We start from the raw sequence: 17,130 nt of genomic DNA on the forward strand, positions 1-17,130 counted from the left end.
CCCATGAAACGCCTGACCCGGACCCTGTCCGCCGCCCTGATGGGGGCGTCCGCCCTCGGCCTTCTGGCCGGGGCCGCCACCGCGCAGGACCTGCGCATCGCGCTGCAATCGGATGCCGACGTGCTCGATCCCGACCAGTCGCGCACCTTTGTCGGGCGGATCGTCTATGCGTCGCTTTGCGACAAGCTGGTGGACATCACGCCCGAGCTTGAGATCATCCCTCAACTGGCCACCGATTGGGAGTATTCTGGCGACGGTCTGGCGCTGACGATGACGCTGCGCGACGGCGTGGTGTTCCATGACGGCACGCCCTTCAACGCCGAGGCGGTCGCAGCCAACATCGAACGCTCCCAGACCCTGCCCGAAAGCCGGCGCAAGTCCGAGCTTGCCTCCGTCACCGGCACCGAGGTGCTGGGCGAGTATGAAATCAGGCTCGACCTTGCCGCCCCCGACGCCACGCTGCTGGCGCAACTCGCCGACCGGTCCGGCATGATGCTCTCGCCCACGGCGACCGCCGAAGCCGGTGCCGATTTCGGGCTGAACCCGGTCTGTTCAGGGCCGTTTTCCTTCTCCGAACGCGTGGCACAGGACCGGATCGTGCTTGAGCGGTTCGCGGAGTACTGGAACGCCGACGCGATCAGCTTTGACAGCGTGACCTTCCTGCCCATCCCCGACACGACCGTGCGGCTGGCCAACCTGCAATCGGGCGACATCCACATGCTCGAACGCCTCGCCGCCACCGACCTCGCCCAGGCCGAAGGGGATGCCGATATCACCGTCGCCAGCGCCGTATCGCTGGGCTATCAGGGTATCACCTTCAACGTGAACAACGGCCCGCGCAGCGACAACCCATGGGGCAATGACAAGCGTCTGCGTCAGGCGCTCAGCTATGCCGTCGACCGTGAGGCGCTCAACCAGGTCGTATTCGAAGGGGCCTTCGCTCCGGGCAACCAGTCTTTCCCGCCGAACTCCCCTTGGTATGACACCGACCACCCGGTACCCGCTCGTGACGTGGACAAGGCCAAGGCACTGCTGGCGGAGGCCGGCTATCCCGACGGCATCGACCTTGAGGTTCAGGTGACCAACACGACCGTGCTGCTGCAATTGATGCAGGTGGTTCAGGCCATGGCGGCCGAGGCGGGCATACGCATCTCGCTCACCTCCAAGGAATTCGCGACCCTCCTCGCCGATCAATCCGCCGGTGAATATCAGGCCAGCCAGATCGGCTGGTCCGGCCGGGTCGATCCCGATGGCAACATCCATCAGTTCGTCACCACCGACGGCGGCATCAACGACAGTGGCTTTTCCGACCCCAAGGTGGATGAGTTGCTGGACGCGGCCCGTATTTCGACCGATGCGACCGAGCGGAAAGAGAGTTACGACGCAGCCCGTGACATCCTGATCGACGAGGCGCCACTCGTCTATCTCTACCACCAGACCTGGATCTGGGCGCATACGGCGGCCTTGCAGGGCTTCACACCCTATCCCGACGGGATGATCCGTCTCGAAGGCGTGACTTTGCAGGAGTAATCGGAGCCCCGCGTCCCGGCACCGGGGCGCGGCCTCTCTCAGGGAGACCCATTGCCGATGCTGGCTTTCTTTCTCAGACGGGTGCTGATCGCGATCCCCACGATCATCCTGATCTCGATCTTCGTCTTCTCGCTGCAAAAGCTGCTGCCGGGCGATCCGGTGCTGGTCATGGCGGGGGAAGAGCGGGACCCGGAGGTGCTGGAATACCTGCGGGAGAAATACCGGCTGAACGACCCGGTCCCGGTGCAATACCTCACCTGGGTCGGCAATGCGCTGCAAGGGGATCTGGGGGTGTCCCTGCGCACCAACCAACCGGTGGCCGAGCTGATCGGGGAAAAGCTGCCCGTCACCATCCAGCTCGCCGTGATGTCGATGATCTTTGCGCTTGTGATCGGCATACCGTCGGGCATCCTGTCTGCCGTCAAGAAAGGCACCGTGACCGATTATGTGGCCAATGTCGTGGCCCTCTCCGGTCTGTCGGTGCCCAACTTCTGGCTGGGGATCATGCTGATCCTTCTGGTCTCGGTGCATTGGCAGCTCCTGCCCGCCTCCGGTTATGTCCCTCTATCCGAGGATTTCTGGCGCTCCATCACCACGATGCTGATGCCCGCCTTCGTTCTGGGCACCGCCCTTGCGGCCACGCTGATGCGGCACACGCGGTCGGCCATGCTGTCGGTGCTCACCGCCGATTACGTACGGACCGCCCGGGCCAAGGGGCTGCGCGAACGGATCGTGATCCTGAAACATGCCTTCCGCAATGCGCTGACGCCCATCGTGACGCTTACCGCGCTGCTCTTCGGTGAACTCGTCGCCGGTGCCGTCCTGACTGAGCAGATCTTTACCATCCCCGGCTTCGGCAAGCTGGTCGTCGATGCCGTCTTCAACCGTGACTACGCCGTTGTGCAGGGGATCGTTCTGGTCACCGCCGTGGGCTTCATCCTGATGAACCTTCTGGCCGACATGCTCTATATGCTGCTGAACCCGCGGCTGAGGACGGGCTGAGATGGTCACAGCCCCCGATCCCGTCCTCGCCAAGGCCCCCGAAAACCGCGTGTGGAAGAAGTTCCGCAGCCATCGCAGCGCGATGCTGGGCGGGATCCTCGTGACCTTCTTCATCCTAATCGCCCTTCTGGCGCCGATCCTGCCGATCCCCGACCCGGCGGCCACCGATTGGGGGGCCGTGCGCAAACCGCCCTCTCCCGCCCATCCGATGGGCACTGACGAGATCGGGCGCGACGTGCTCTCCCGGATGATCTGGGGCGCGCAGGCCTCGCTTCTGGCCGGCGTCGTGTCGGTTGGCATCGCGCTTTGCCTGGGCGTGCCTCTGGGCATTCTGGCAGGCTATTTCGGCGGCTGGATCGACGCCATCATCTCCCGCTGTACCGAGGCGCTGCTGGCCGCACCCTTCCTGATCCTCGCCATCGCCCTGGCTGCGTTTCTCGGCCCGTCGCTCACCAATGCGATGATCGCCATCGGCATCTCGGCCACGCCGATCTTCATCCGCCTCACGCGCGGGCAGGTCCTGAACGTCAAGGCCGAGGATTACGTGGACAGCGCCCGGGCGATCGGCCTGCCGACCCACCGTATCCTGACGCGGTATATCTTTCCCAACGTGCTGCCACCGATCCTTGTTCAGGCCACGCTGACCATCGCCACCGCCATCATTGCCGAGGCGTCGCTGTCCTTTCTGGGCCTCGGCCAGCAGCCGCCCGCGCCAAGCTGGGGGTCAATGCTGAACACCGCCAAGAACTTCCTCAACCAGGCGCCCTGGATGGCGCTTTGGCCGGGGATTTCGATCTTCCTTGTCGTGCTGGGCTTCAACCTTCTGGGCGACGGCCTGCGCGACGCGCTGGATCCAAGAGAACAATAAGAGAAACGGGAGACATCCATGTCAGATTTCACCACACGCCCCGAGATCCGCGGCACGTTCGGCGTCGCAACCTCGACGCACTGGATCGCATCCGGCGTGGGGTTCGGGATCCTGGAAAAGGGCGGCAATGCCTTCGACGCCGCCGTCGCCTGCGCGCTGACCCTGCAGGTGGTCGAACCGCATCTGAACGGCCCCGCTGGCGACCTGCCCGCGATCTTCCATTCGGTGACAACCGGCAAGACCGAGGTGCTGTGCGCGCAGGGCGTGGCCCCCGCGGCGGCGACCATCGCGCGGTACAAGGCCCAAGGTTTGCCACTGGTGCCCGGCTCGGGCCTGCTCGCCACAGTGGTGCCCGGCGCCTTCGACGGCTGGATGCTGATGCTGCGCGATCACGGTAGCATGGACCTGCACACCGTGCTGGAACCCGCGATCTTCTATGCCCGTGAAGGCCATCCCGTTCTCCCGCGTGTGGCCCATACCATTGCGGGGCTGGCGGAGTATTTCGCGCAGGAATGGCCCAGCTCGGCAGAGGTCTGGACGCCGGGCGGCCAGGCGCCCGAACCGCACGGGATCTTCCGCAACCCCGATCTCGCGCGCACCTACGAAAGACTTGTCGAGGCGGGCGAGGCTGCGGGCGGCCCCCGCGAACATCAGATCGACGCCGCGCGGGAGGCGTGGCGCAGCGGTTTCGTGGCCGATGCCATCTTCGACTACCTCAAGGACGCCGAGGTCATCGACGTCTCCGGCGACAAGCACGGCGCCGTTCTGGCGCCCTCCGACATGGCGAACTGGCGCGCGACTTACGAGCCTACGCTGAGCTACGATTATCACGGCTGGACCGTGCACAAGACCCAGGCCTGGAGCCAGGGGCCGGTGATGCTGCAGGCCCTGTCGCTGCTCAAGGGTTTCGATCTTGGCGCGATGGACCCGATGGGCGCCGATTTCGTACATACCGTGATCGAGGCGATGAAACTCGCCTATGCCGACCGGGAAGCCTATTACGGCGATCCAGCCCACAGCGACATCCCGATGGATCACCTGCTGAGCGATGCCTATGCCGATATTCGCCGCGCGCTGATCACCGACACCGCGTCGGACTTGCAGCGCCCGGGCCGGGTACCCGGCTTCGAACACCTGGCCGAAGCCTATGTGGAGCGTGCCGCGCGGGATTTCGGCGTGGCCGAGGCCGTGGCCCAGGAACCGACGATGGCGCATCTGACCGAACGGCGCGGCGATACCGTGCATCTCGACATCATCGACCGCTGGGGCAACATGGTCGCGGCCACGCCGTCCGGCGGATGGCTGCAAAGCTCTCCGGTCATTCCAGGGCTGGGCTTTGCGCTCAATTCCCGGGCCCAGATGTTCTGGCTGGAAGAGGGTCTGCCCACCTCCCTCGCGCCCGGGCGTAGGCCGCGCACCACCCTCACGCCCAGCTATGCCGAAAAGGATGGTGTGCAACTGGTCTTCGGCACGCCGGGCGGCGATCAGCAGGATCAGTGGAACCTGATCTGGTTCCTCCGCTTCGTGCATTTCGGCATGGGCCTGCAGGAGTGCATGGATGCGCCCCTGTTTCACTCCATGCATTTTCAGGGCTCGTTCTATCCGCGCGAGGCGAAACCGGGCGAGATGATGATGGAGCCTGCCTTTGGCGAGGACGTCATCGCCGACCTGCGGTCCCGCGGCCACAAGATCACCGTGTCGGAGCCCTGGGCCATCGGTCGTTTGACCGCAGCCCTGCGCGAGCCCGACGGCACCCTGCGCGCCGCCGCGACGCCCCGGCTGATGCAAGCCTACGCGGTGGGCCGATGACCTGGTCCCTGATCGCACACGAACCCGCGACCGGCGCCGTCGGTCTGATTGTGTCGAGCAGGTTCTTCGCCTGCGGTGCCGTCGTGCCCTTCGTCGGCCCAGAGGTCGCCGTGGCCAGCCAGGCCTTCTGCAATCCTGTCTGGGGCACCGAAGGCCGCGCGCGACTGGCCCAGGATGAGGCGGCGCAGGACGTGCTCGACGACCTCGTGCGCCGCGATGACGGTCAGGCCATCCGCCAGGCGCATCTTATGGACCGTGAGGGCCGGTTTGCCGCCCATACCGGCGCCGATTGCACCGATTGGGCCGGACACCTGATCGCAGACGACCATTCGGTGGCCGGCAACATGCTCAGCGGTCCGGAGGTGATCCAGGTCACCTCCGACACCTACCGCTCTGGCCATGCCCTGCCCTTCGCCGAGCGTCTGATCACGGCGATGCAGGCCGGCGAGGCGGCCGGCGGCGACCAGCGCGGGCGTCAGGCCGCAGGCCTGGTCATCCACCAGGGCGAGGATCACGCCTGGCTCGACCTGCGGGCCGACGACCATGCCGCGCCGCTCGACGAACTCGCCCGCCTCTGGGCGGTCGCACAGGAACGCTATGTCCATTTCGCCAAAGGCATGCCAACGCGCGCGCGCTTCTCCGGCCTGCCCACCCGCGAAGGGATCGATGCCGATATCGCCGCGGCGGAAAAGGAGCGCATCGCCAGCGGCCTGCCCAGCCAATCGCAGGCCGTGGACCGGGAGGACCCATGACCCTCTCGCGTAACGCCTGTGGAATTCTGCCGCGAGATATGGTGAAGCTGCACCGACCTGACACCTGATGGAGCGCGCATGACGGTCATAGCCCGGCAAATCTCCGCCGCGCAGCTTCGCCACAAGATGCTGGCGATGATCACCGAAGGCCACCTGCCACCCGACGGACGGCTCCCGACCGAGCGTGAGCTGGCCGAGCGCTTCGCCGTGGGCCGCCGCTCCGTTCGCGTCGCGCTTGATCAGCTCGAAGCCGAAGGGCTGGTCTGGCGCCGCCAGGGCAAGGGGACCTTTGCCGGCCAGCCGACCGACCCCACAGGCGACCTGGCTGCGCAGATCACCGGGGAGACCAACGCCCTGCAGGTTATGGAGGCGCGGCTTTGCATCGAGCCCGAGTTGGCCGGGCTCTGCGCGCTGCGCATGCAGGATGAGGAAATCGCGCGGCTGCGCGCCCTCGCACGGCGCCAGTTCGAAGCCTCCGATCCGCAGGCGATCGAGCTTTGGGACGGCGCCCTGCACCGTCTCATCGCGCAATGTGCGCGCAACCGGCCGTTACTCACGGCCTTCGCCCTTCTCGACAAGATCCGGTCGAACCCCGACTGGGTCGCATTGCGGGCGCGGGCGCGGTCCGACGCCTCGATGGAAGTGTCCAACAACGAACATCAGGCCATCGTCGATGCCATCGTATCCCGTCACGCCGATCTGGCCCGGACCGCGATGCGTGACCACCTCACGACCAGGTTCACCGCTCTGCGCGCCCTGCCCGGCATGGCCCCCGACCCCGGCGCCCCGGGCTGATGCGTTTTCAGTAAAGGCTGATCCCCCTTGCGGCCTCCAGCCCCAGCGGGACGAAGCGGTGCACGAAATCCTCCGGCGACCATTCGGCAAGTGATCCAGCCACGTGGATCGCGCCCACCGGGCGCCCATCGGGATCCAGAACCGGGAAGCCCGCTGCGATCTCTCCGTTCAGGATCTGGTTGAGGCTGACCGCGTAGCCATTGCGCCGCGTCTCCGCCACCTTGTCGAGCACCGCGTCAATCTCCGTCAGCGTGTGCGGGGTAAAGGGGCGTCGGTCCGACCGTTCGACGATGTCACGCACTCTTTCGTCAGGCAGCTTCGACAGGATCGCCCAGCCCCCGGAACTGCAAAACGTCGGCACCGAGTGACCCACAAGCGTGGTGTTGAATGTCTCTCGCTTGCTTTGCAGGCGCACCGCGTAAAGCACCCTGAGATCGTCGAAGAGCGACAGGTCCACCCTCTCTCTCACGGTCTTTCGCAACTCCTGGAGGATCGGCGTGGCGCGGCGGACCAGCGGATCAAGCCTGAGGTAATCCAGCGTGTGGTCCAGGATCCTGAGGTCCGGGACAAAGCCATGCCCCGACGCGTCCCTGCGAACATAGCCCAGATTGCGCAATGTATGAACCATACGCTGCGCCCCGCTTCGGTCCATCTTGGCCATTTCCGCGATATCCGACAGCGACAGCGGCCCGTCGGCGTGGTGAAAAGCCGACAGAACCTGCATCGCCCTTTCGATCGAACGGACAAAAAGTGGATCGGCGCGTTGCGCGTCCGTTGGGGCGCGCAGGCCGGATTCGGCACGTGTGGTGTTTCTCGGCATCGGTGGCACATCCCGGGCAAGTCTGTTGACAGGGCTTTCCACCCCTCGGTACGATTGTATTACGATGCACTTATATCGCTTTGCAATACACTGTATGCGCATCGTGTAGGCGGCCCGTATCTATGGGATGCGGGCTTGACGGGGAAAAGGACGGGACACCGCAATGGCATTCCGGGTCGCGCTGGCAGGATTTCTGCACGAAACCAATACATTTGCGCCCAGCAAGGCACAGATGTCCGACTTCGTTCATGGCGGGGGCTATATGCCGATGGCCCGTGGTGCCGAGATCATCGCGGGCGGGCGGGACATCAATCTGGGCATCGGCGGTGCGATCCGGTTTGCAGAATCAGCAGGCTGGGACACCGTTCCCGTGCTCTGGGCCGGGGCCACACCGTCGGCTCATGTTGCACAGGATGCCTATGAAAGCATCACAAGCGAAATAATTTCGGGCATCTGGGACGCAGGCCCTCTGGACGGCGTCTTTCTCGATCTGCATGGCGCCATGGTCGCCGAAGAGGCGGAGGATGGAGAAGGCACGCTTTTGACCCGCCTGCGGGACGCCATCGGTCCGGACGTGCCCATTGCCGCCGCGCTCGACCTGCACGGCAATATCACCGATGACATGGTCAGGGCCGCCGATATGCTCGTCGGCTTTCGCACCTATCCGCATGTCGATATGGCCGAAACCGGGCGGCGGGCTGCCGAACAGCTCGACCGGCTGATGCGGCAGGGCAGACCGGATGCAGCGTCCTGTCGCCGCCTGCCCTTCCTGGTGCCCATTGCCTGGCAAAGCACGCTGGCCGAACCGGGTCGTACCCTCTACGAGCTTGTCGCGGAAAGCGAGGGGCGCGCGGTACAATCGACGTCGTTCTTCTTCGGCTTCCCCGCCGCCGATTTCCCAGGCTGTGGACCGACGGTCGTCTGCTATGCCGACACGCAGGATGCCGCGGACGCCGCGGCCAACCGGATTGAAGAGGCGGTGCTGGCGGCAGAGGCCGCTCTTGCCGGCACCTCCTATGACCCTGATGCCGGGGTGATCGAAGCGATGCGCCTGGCAAGGACGGCGGATCGTCCCATCGTCATCGCCGACACGCAGGACAATCCCGGTGCAGGCGCGGATTCCAACACCACAGGCATGTTGCGGGCGCTGGTGCGCAACGGTGCGCGCAAGGCCGCACTTGGCAACATGTTTGATCCCGACGCCGCCCGCGCCGCTCATCAGGCCGGTGTGGGGTCGACGATCAGTATCGCACTCGGCGGCACCTCCGGCATCGACGGCGACAGTCCGTTCGAGGGCCGCTTTACAGTGGAAACCCTCTCGCAAGGAGATCTTGTGGCCAAGGGGCCATTTTATGGCGGCGCACCCCTGAACCTCGGGCCTTCGGCGTGCCTGCGCATCGACGACGTGCGCGTCGTCGTGGTCAGCCGCAAGGCTCAGATGGCCGATCAGGAGATGTACCGCTTCGTGGGCATCGAACCGACCGAACAGGCGATCCTTGTCAACAAAAGCTCGGTCCATTTCCGGGCCGATTTCGACCCCATCGCCGAAACCATCCTGACCTGCACGGCCCCAGGGCCGATGCCCATCAGCCCGGCCAGCCTGCCCTTTCGGCATCTGGCCCCCGGCATGCGGCTGGAACCGATGGGTCAGCCCTTTGCCCCACCAGTGGAGGCCGCACAATAGCACCATCAAAGAGACGAGTGACCAGTTCATAAGCCGCGTCGCAACAAGGGCCACCAAACCCGGACGCACATGTTCAACCAACGGGAGTTAAAGATGAAGTTACCATTCACCCTGAAACAGACGCCGATTGCCCTTGGACGTTTGATGCGAAGTTCGGTGTTCAGCGCCACGATGCTGGGGCTCGCAGCCCTTGCAGGCCCGGTCAGCGCCGAAACGCTGGTGGCCGTGAAGCACTCCGCTTTGCGCGTGCTCGACCCGATCATGACCACGGCTTACATGAGCCGCAATCACGGCTACATGATCTATGACACGCTCTTTGCGCTGAACGCAGAGATGGTGCCCCAGCCCCAGATGGTCGACAGCTGGGAGGTGTCCGAAGACGGGCTGACCTACCGCTTCACCCTGCGCGACGGGCTGATGTTCCATGACGGCGCGCCGGTTACCGGCGACGACGTGGCCGCCTCCATCGCCCGCTGGGGCGAACGTGACGGGATGGGCCAGGTCCTGATGGATTTTGTCGAAAGCATGGGATCGGACGGCGACAACGTCTTCGTGATGAACCTCAAGGAGCCCTATGGCCTGGTGATCGACAGCCTCGCCAAACCATCCTCGAACGTGCCCTTCATCATGCCGGCGCGGCTGGCGGCCACACCTTCGACCGAACAGGTGCCCGAGCAGATCGGCTCAGGCCCGTTCAAATGGGCTGCGGATGAGTTTCAGCCCGGCGTGCGCGCCGTCTATCTCAAGAACGAGGATTACGTGCCCCGGGATGAGCCGTCTAGCTGGTCCGCAGGCGCAAAGGAAGCCAAGGTCGACCGCGTCGAATGGGTGGTGATGCCCGACGACCAGACCGCACTGAACGCGCTGATGGCCGGAGAGATCGACTATTGGGAAAGCCCGCCGTCGGATCTGTTGCCAATCCTCGATGCCAACGAAGAGATCACGGTGCGCAACCTCAACGTGCTGGGTATGCAGACGATCATGCGGCCCAATGCGCTGCATCCGCCGATGGACAATCCGCTGGTGCGCAAGGCCGCCATCGCCTCTGTCTCGCAACAGGATGTTCTCGACGCTCTGGTCGGCAATCCCGAACTCTACAACCTCTGCGGCGCGATGTTTGTCTGCGGCACACCTCTGGCCACCGATATCGGCTCGGAAACGCTGGTGCAGGGCAACGGCATGGACATGGCCAAAGAGATGCTGGCAGAGGCCGGCTATGACGGCACGCCCATCGTGATCATGCATCCCACCGACGTGGGCACCTTACGCACCCAGCCGGTTGTCGTGGCGCAGGCGATGCGCGATGCGGGCTTCACCGTCGATCTGCAGGCAATGGACTGGCAGACGCTGGTCGGACGGCGCGCGTCTCAGGCCGCACCCGAAGATGGCGGCTGGCACATGTTCATGACCAACTGGGTGGGTGCGGATGTCTTCAACCCGCTGGTCAACAACATGGTGAACGGCAAGGGCCCGGAGGGCGGCTGGTTCGGCTGGCCCGACGTCCCCAAGCTGGAAGAGCTGCGCATGGCCTATGCGACCGAAACCGATCTCGACACGCAGGTGGAACTGGCTGCCGAGATCCAGAAGGTTGCGTTCGAGGAAGGCGTCTATGCCCCCATCGGTCAGTACTTCGTGCCGACCGCATGGAATGCCAACCTCGACGGCGTTCTGGACGGCCCCGCGCCGTTCTTCTGGAACATCTCCAAGAACTGACCTCTGCCCGCCCCCGCGTGGGGCGGGTTTGCAGGCCCGGCACCGGGCCTGCGGTCCGATCCTGAAACGGGAGAGAGACGCATAATGTTTGGCTATATCCTGCAACGCATCCTGGCCTCGATCCCGGTCATGCTGTTCGTGGCCCTGTTCGTGTTCCTGCTTTTGAGGCTGACGCCCGGCGATCCGGCGGCGATCATCGCGGGCGACACGGCGACACCGGAGCAATTGGAGCAGATCCGCACGGCCCTTGGGCTGAATGACCCGCTGCACATCCAGTTTCTCAGCTGGATCGGCAACTTGCTGCAAGGCGATTTCGGCACCTCCGTCCTATCCGGCAAGCCGGTCATCGAACTGATCGAGGCGCGGATGGAGCCGACGATCAGCCTCGCGCTGACCACCATTTTTCTCTCGGTCATCATCGCCGTCCCTCTGGGTGTCATTGCTGCCTGGAAGCACGGCACGCTGATCGACCGCTTCGTGATGCTGCTGTCGGTTCTGGGCTTCTCCGTCCCAGTCTTCGTCATCGGCTACCTGATGATTTCCCTTTTCGCGATGGAGCTAAAATGGTTCCCCGTGCAGGGCTTCCGCCCCATCGGGGAAGGCCTCGGCCCATTTCTCCAGCGTATCGCGCTGCCCACCTTTACCCTCACGCTCCTCTACATCGCGCTGATCGCGCGGATCACCCGCACCTCCATGCTTGAGATCCTGGGCGACGACTACATCCGCACGGCCCGCGCCAAGGGCCTGCCCGAGATGCGCGTGCTGATGCGGCACGCGCTGCGCAATTGTTCCGTCCCGATCATCACGGTGATCGGCATCGGTTTTGCGCTGATCATCTCCGGCGTGGTGGTGACCGAAAGCGTCTTCAACCTGCCGGGCCTGGGGCGGCTCACTGTCGATGCGGTACTGGCGCGGGACTACCCGGTCATTCAAGCCGTGATCCTGCTCGCCTCTCTCATCTACGTTGTCATCAACCTGCTGATCGACATCGCCTATGTCCTGCTGGATCCGAGGATCAGATACACATGACCGATCAGACCTCCACAGCTTTTATCGCAGCCGAAAAGCCGTCCGGCCTCTCCCGGGTCCGCGCCGTCGTCATCTCCAGCCCGCTGGTGCTGATCGCAACTCTTGTACTGGCCGTCATCGTCCTCGCCGCCCTCTTTGCGCCCTGGATCGTGCCACATGATCCTGTGCGTTTGTCTCCAGGCGTTCGGCTGAGGCCCCCCGATGACACCTATTGGCTGGGCACCGACCAGTTCGGTCGCGACCTCTTTTCCCGGATCATCACCGGCGGACGCATCTCGCTTGTGGTGGGCCTGGGCGCGGCCATTGCCGCCGTGTTCGCCGGACTGCTGCTGGGGCTTGCAGCGGGATATATCCGCTGGCTCGACGCGGTGCTGATGCGGATGGTGGACGGGCTGATGGCGATCCCGAACATCCTGCTGGCCATTGCCATCGTGTCGCTTTGGGGCGCAAGCCTCTGGACCGTTCTCGTCGCCATCACCATCCCCGAGGTGCCGCGTGTCGTGCGGCTTGTCCGCTCCGTCGTGCTGTCGGCGCGGGAGGAGCCTTATGTGGAGGCCGCCATCGCCGCAGGCTCCTCGACCCTGCTGATCATGCGCCGACATCTTCTGCCCAATACGGTCGCCCCCCTGATCATCCAGGGCACCTATATCTGCGCTTCGGCCATCCTGACCGAGGCGATCCTGTCCTTCCTCGGCGCCGGGATAAACCCCGAGACACCATCCTGGGGCAATATCATGGCCGAGGGGCGGATCTTCTTCCAGATCAATCCCGGCATCGTGCTCTGGCCCGGCCTCGTCGTGTCCGTGGCCATCCTGTCGATCAACCTTCTGGGCGATGCCGTCCGCGACGCGCTTGACCCGCGCATGGCCAAACGGGGGATCGAGAGATGAGCCGCCTTCTGGAGATTGAAAACCTGCAGATCGCGCTGAACGGCGATCCGGACGGCGCGGTGGTCAAAGGGCTCAACATGGCCATCGAACCTGGCCAGACCATGTGTCTGGTGGGCGAAAGCGGATCGGGCAAGTCGCTGACGGCACTGGCCACGATGGGCCTGCTGCCCAAGGCGCTTGAGCCTATCGCAGGGGCCATTCGTCTTAAAGGAGAGGACCTGCTGACCGCCTCCCCTGCCCGGATGCGCGACCTGCGCGCCACGTCGATGTCGATGATCTTTCAGGAGCCGATGACGGCCCTGAACCCTGTGGCCCGCGTCGGCCAGCAGATCGAGGAGGTGCTGGAGTTCCACAGCGATCTCTCGCAATCCGACCGACGCAAGCGCGTGCTCGACATGATGGATGCGGTGCATCTGCCGGATATCGAAAAGCTCTACCGCTCTTACCCGCATCAATTGTCCGGCGGGCAACGCCAGCGCATCATGATCGCCATGGCCCTGATCCTGCGCCCGCAACTTCTGATCGCGGATGAGCCGACAACCGCACTGGACGTGACGACACAGGCACAGATCCTGTCGCTGATCCGCGAATTGCGTGAGGAGCAGGGATCGGCCGTTCTCTTCATCACCCACGACATGGGCGTGGTGGCCGAGATCGCCGACGATGTCACCGTGCTCAAGCTGGGCGACGTGATGGAGACGCAACCCATCGACCAGCTTTTGCGCCATCCGCAGACGGAATATACTCGCGACCTTCTTCGCGCTGTGCCCAGCCAGGTGCCCCGGCCAGAACGAGAGGGCGGGAGCGGAGAGAAAGTGCTGAGCACCGTCAACCTCAGCAAGACCTATGGCGGCGGCGGGCTCTTCAACCGCACGCGCGAGGTGAAGGCCGCGCAAGACGTGACGCTGACGCTGAAACAGGGCCGCACGCTGGGCATCGTCGGCGAAAGCGGGTCGGGCAAATCGACCGTGGCACGCTGCATCATGCGGCTGATCGACCCGACATCGGGCAGCATCCTTGTGGGCGGGCAGGACATCGCGCAGATGTCGCAGCGCGACCTGAAACCCCGGCGCAAGAACATCCAGATCGTGTTTCAGGACCCGATGCGCTCTCTGAACCCCAGGATCGAGGTAGGTCAGTCGATCATCGAAGGCCCCCTGAATTTCGGCGTGTCGAAGGACGACGCCCTGGCCCGCGCGCGGGAGCTTCTCGAACTGGTTGGCCTACCCGCCAGCGCCGTCGACCGCTTCCCCCACCAGTTTTCCGGCGGGCAGCGGCAGCGCATCGCCATTGCCCGCGCCCTAGCCATGGACCCGGATGTGCTGGTGGCGGACGAGGCCGTCTCGGCCCTCGACGTGTCGGTACAAGCCCAGGTGCTGGACCTGCTGGCGGAACTGCAGGAACGGCTGGGGCTGGGCATTCTCTTCATCACCCACGATCTGGGCGTGGCCGCACAGATCTGCGACGAGGTGATCGTGATGCAGCATGGCCGGATCGTCGAATACGGACCTGCCGGCCAGGTTCTGGGCGCGCCGCAGCAGGACTATACCAAGGCCCTGATCGCCGCAGCCCCTGGCCGTCACTGGGATTTCGCCAATTTCCGCCCCTTTTCGGAGGCGGACCAAGCACGTGCGTGACCACACAGACAAAGGATTGTCTCACATGGGTATTCTTCCCGTTATCGCCGACAGCCAAGATGAGCTGACGGACATCTTCAAGGACCTGCACGCCTACCCCGAACTGGGGTTCGAGGAGACCCGCACCGCCGGGATCGTGGCCGACAAGCTGCGCAGCTACGGCGTGGACGAGGTGCATACCGGCATCGCCAAGACCGGGGTCGTGGGCCTGATCCACGGCAAGAAAGCAAGCGACCGGCGTATCGGTCTGCGCGCGGATATGGACGCCCTGCCGATCGATGAGGAAAGCAACCTTCCCTATTCGTCGAAAACCGCCGGCGTGATGCATGCCTGCGGGCACGACAGTCACACCACGATGCTGTTGGGCGCGGCCAAGCACCTTGCCGCGACACGGGATTTCGATGGCACCGCCGTGCTGATCTTTCAACCGGCCGAAGAGGGGCTGGGCGGCGCGCGGGGCATGCTGGCCGAAGGACTGTTCGACAAGTTTCCCTGTGATGAGATCTACGGGATGCACAATATGCCCAACGGGCAGCCGGGCAAGGTGGGCATCTGCAAAGGCGCGGCGATGGCGGGCGCGTCGTTCTTTGACATCGTGGTGCAAGGCAAGGGCAGTCATGCCGCGATGCCCCAGCAATCGCGCGACCCGCTGGTTATAGCCTCGGCGCTGGTGGGCCAGTTGCAGACCATCGTGGCGCGCAATGTGGGGCCGTTGGATACCTGCGTTCTGTCGGTCACCAAGCTGCATGCCGGATCGGCCTACAACGTCGTGCCGGACAGTGCCACGCTTGCTGGCACCATCCGCTACTTCAAAGACGAGGTGCGCGATCTGGCCGAGCAGCGCATGAATGAGCTTTGCGACGGGCTCGCCAAAGCCTACGGGGTCGAGATCAACCTGGACCTGCGCAACATCTTCGACGTGCTGATGAACGACGCGGACCTGTCGGATGCCTACATGGATGCCGCCAGCGATATCGTCGGACCCGAGAATATCTCGCGCACGGAAGAGCCAGCCACCGGTTCGGAGGATTTCGCCGACATGCTGCAGGTCGTACCGGGCGCTTATTGCCGAGTGGGCCATACGGGCACGATGGGGCTGCACAATCCGGGCTTCTTTCTCGACCCCGAGATCCTGCCCATCGGCGCGTCGATCATGGCGCGCATCGTAGAGCGGCGGTTGCCGCTATGAAGGATCAGATCATCAACCCGCTCGACCTGCCCTTCGATGCCGAGGAGATGCTGGCCGGGCTGCAACCCTGGATCGAATGCGAAAGCCCCACTTGGGATGCAGGCGCAGTCAATCGGATGATGGACCTCGCTGCCTACGATCTTGCGGCATTGGCCACGGTCGAACGGATCCCCGGGCGCATTGGCTTTGGCGGCTGCCTGCGGGCGCGCCTGCCGCATCCAGATGCCGGGCAGCCGGGCATCCTGATCGCGGGCCATATGGACACTGTACATCCCGTCGGCACGCTGGATGTGCTGCCCTTCCGCCGCGACGGCGACCGCTGTTACGGCCCGGGCATCATGGACATGAAGGGCGGCAATTATCTGAGTGTCGAAGCGGTGCGCAAGCTGATCCATGCGGGCCTGCAGACGCCCCTGCCCGTCACGATCCTCTTTACCCCGGACGAAGAGGTAGGCACCCCCTCCACCCGCGAGTTGATCGAAGCGGAAGCCGCGCGCAACAAATACGTGCTGGTCCCGGAGCCCGCGCGCGGCGACGGCGGGGTATCGACCGGGCGCTACGCCATTGCGCGGTTCAACCTCAAAACCGTGGGTAAGCCCAGCCATGCCGGCGCGCGTCTGTCAGATGGACGCTCCGCCATCGCCGCGATGGCCCGCAAGATCCTGGAGATCGAAGCCATGACCAGCGACGACTGCACCTTCAGCGTGGGTGTCGTGCATGCCGGTCAGTGGGTGAATTGCGTCTCATCCGTGTGCGAGGCCGAGGCGCTGACCATGGCCAAGACCGACGAAGATCTTGAAGAGGGCATCGCGCGCATGATGTCCCTTGCAGGCGACGATGACGAGGTTGTCTTTGAGGTGACCCGGGGTGTCACCCGCCCCGTTTGGCGCCCCGATCAGCCCGGCACGCTTGAGATGTACGATCTGGCGCGCGAGATCGCGCAGGAGATCGGGTTCGACATCACCGCGGACAGCGCCGCCGGCGGGTCCGATGGCAATTTCACCGGCGCGCTGGGGATCCCCACGCTCGACTCCCTTGGTGTGAGGGGCAGCGGCTTGCACACGCTGAACGAATATATCGAGGTCCCAAGCCTGCCCGAACGGGCGCGCCTGATGGCCGGGTTGCTGATGCGGCTCACCTAGGTCAGCCGCCTTCAGCGGAGCAATGGCCAAGTGATCATCGCGCGCCTTGTAGTCGAGTCGCGTGGCACAGTTTTCCGGTTCATCTCCTGTGAATGGCCCGGCAATCTTTGGACCCATCGCGGTTCCGCCATTCGGCGGTATGGCGGCGCGATGTCGTCTCTGTCCCTTTCTACGCTGATCAGCAGGCGGGCGGACGCCTTCGCCTGCGATCTTCCGATGTCCGATCTCGGGCCGTACGGGGTGCAGAAACGCCAAACCTGATGAGCTTGT

Annotated in this window: 14 protein-coding genes; 13 read left to right on the forward strand and 1 reads right to left on the reverse strand. The window is 64.5% G+C overall.

Annotated elements, in window-relative coordinates; translation table 11 throughout:
- Nucleotides 1–3: 3 nt before the first annotated feature.
- The 6 genes from CFI11_RS15695 to CFI11_RS15720 all read left to right on the forward strand — a co-directional run bounded on the left by CFI11_RS15695 (nt 4) and on the right by CFI11_RS15720 (nt 6,756).
- Nucleotides 4–1,530: an ABC transporter substrate-binding protein gene (locus CFI11_RS15695; protein ID WP_130407587.1), complete on the forward strand. Its 1,527-nt coding sequence runs from the start codon at nt 4–6 to the stop codon at nt 1,528–1,530.
- Nucleotides 1,531–1,587: 57 nt separating this feature from the next.
- Complete coding sequence (locus CFI11_RS15700) at nt 1,588–2,532, forward strand: ABC transporter permease (protein WP_130407589.1); 945 nt, start codon at nt 1,588–1,590, stop codon at nt 2,530–2,532.
- Between the two features lies 1 nt (nt 2,533).
- Nucleotides 2,534–3,400, forward strand: coding sequence for an ABC transporter permease (locus tag CFI11_RS15705; protein ID WP_130407591.1), 867 nt, complete (start codon nt 2,534–2,536; stop codon nt 3,398–3,400).
- 18 nt (nt 3,401–3,418) lie between these two features.
- On the forward strand, nt 3,419–5,209 hold the full coding sequence (locus CFI11_RS15710; protein ID WP_130407593.1) for a gamma-glutamyltransferase family protein: 1,791 nt from the start codon (nt 3,419–3,421) through the stop codon (nt 5,207–5,209).
- Nucleotides 5,206–5,961 (forward strand): DUF1028 domain-containing protein, encoded by a 756-nt coding sequence (locus CFI11_RS15715; RefSeq protein ID WP_130407595.1) that lies wholly within the window; start codon nt 5,206–5,208, stop codon nt 5,959–5,961. Before CFI11_RS15710 ends, CFI11_RS15715 begins: the two co-directional genes overlap by 4 nt.
- Nucleotides 5,962–6,039: 78 nt before the next feature.
- Nucleotides 6,040–6,756 carry a FadR/GntR family transcriptional regulator gene (locus tag CFI11_RS15720; RefSeq protein ID WP_130407597.1) on the forward strand — a complete coding sequence of 239 codons (717 nt, stop codon included), beginning with the start codon at nt 6,040–6,042 and terminating at the stop codon, nt 6,754–6,756.
- Nucleotides 6,757–6,763: 7 nt separating this feature from the next.
- On the opposite strand, the gene CFI11_RS15725 is transcribed toward CFI11_RS15720, so the two are convergent.
- The gene (locus CFI11_RS15725; protein WP_130407599.1) at nt 6,764–7,576 is read right to left on the reverse strand and encodes an IclR family transcriptional regulator; all 813 of its coding nucleotides are present in this window, start codon (nt 7,574–7,576) and stop codon (nt 6,764–6,766) included.
- Between the two features lie 163 nt (nt 7,577–7,739).
- Between CFI11_RS15725 and CFI11_RS15730 the strand changes: the two genes are divergently transcribed.
- The 7 genes from CFI11_RS15730 to CFI11_RS15760 all read left to right on the forward strand — a co-directional run bounded on the left by CFI11_RS15730 (nt 7,740) and on the right by CFI11_RS15760 (nt 16,860).
- Entirely contained in the window at nt 7,740–9,260 is a 1,521-nt protein-coding gene (locus CFI11_RS15730; protein WP_130407601.1) for a M81 family metallopeptidase, read from the forward strand.
- Between the two features lie 93 nt (nt 9,261–9,353).
- On the forward strand, nt 9,354–10,973 hold the full coding sequence (locus tag CFI11_RS15735) for an ABC transporter substrate-binding protein (RefSeq protein WP_254448934.1): 1,620 nt from the start codon (nt 9,354–9,356) through the stop codon (nt 10,971–10,973).
- 84 nt (nt 10,974–11,057) lie between these two features.
- Nucleotides 11,058–12,002: an ABC transporter permease gene (locus tag CFI11_RS15740; RefSeq protein WP_130407603.1), complete on the forward strand. Its 945-nt coding sequence runs from the start codon at nt 11,058–11,060 to the stop codon at nt 12,000–12,002.
- Nucleotides 11,999–12,892, forward strand: a complete 894-nt coding sequence (locus tag CFI11_RS15745) for an ABC transporter permease (RefSeq protein WP_130407605.1) — start codon at nt 11,999–12,001, stop codon at nt 12,890–12,892. The genes CFI11_RS15740 and CFI11_RS15745 overlap by 4 nt, the downstream gene beginning before the upstream one ends.
- Complete coding sequence (locus CFI11_RS15750; protein WP_130407607.1) at nt 12,889–14,529, forward strand: ABC transporter ATP-binding protein; 1,641 nt, start codon at nt 12,889–12,891, stop codon at nt 14,527–14,529. The genes CFI11_RS15745 and CFI11_RS15750 overlap by 4 nt, the downstream gene beginning before the upstream one ends.
- Before the next feature lie 25 nt (nt 14,530–14,554).
- The gene (locus CFI11_RS15755; RefSeq protein WP_130407609.1) at nt 14,555–15,718 is read left to right on the forward strand and encodes a M20 aminoacylase family protein; all 1,164 of its coding nucleotides are present in this window, start codon (nt 14,555–14,557) and stop codon (nt 15,716–15,718) included.
- Nucleotides 15,715–16,860 carry a M20/M25/M40 family metallo-hydrolase gene (locus tag CFI11_RS15760; protein ID WP_217358709.1) on the forward strand — a complete coding sequence of 382 codons (1,146 nt, stop codon included), beginning with the start codon at nt 15,715–15,717 and terminating at the stop codon, nt 16,858–16,860. The genes CFI11_RS15755 and CFI11_RS15760 overlap by 4 nt, the downstream gene beginning before the upstream one ends.
- The last annotated feature ends 270 nt before the right edge of the window (nt 16,861–17,130 follow it).

Source organism: Thalassococcus sp. S3 (assembly GCF_004216475.1).
Lineage (GTDB): Bacteria > Pseudomonadota > Alphaproteobacteria > Rhodobacterales > Rhodobacteraceae.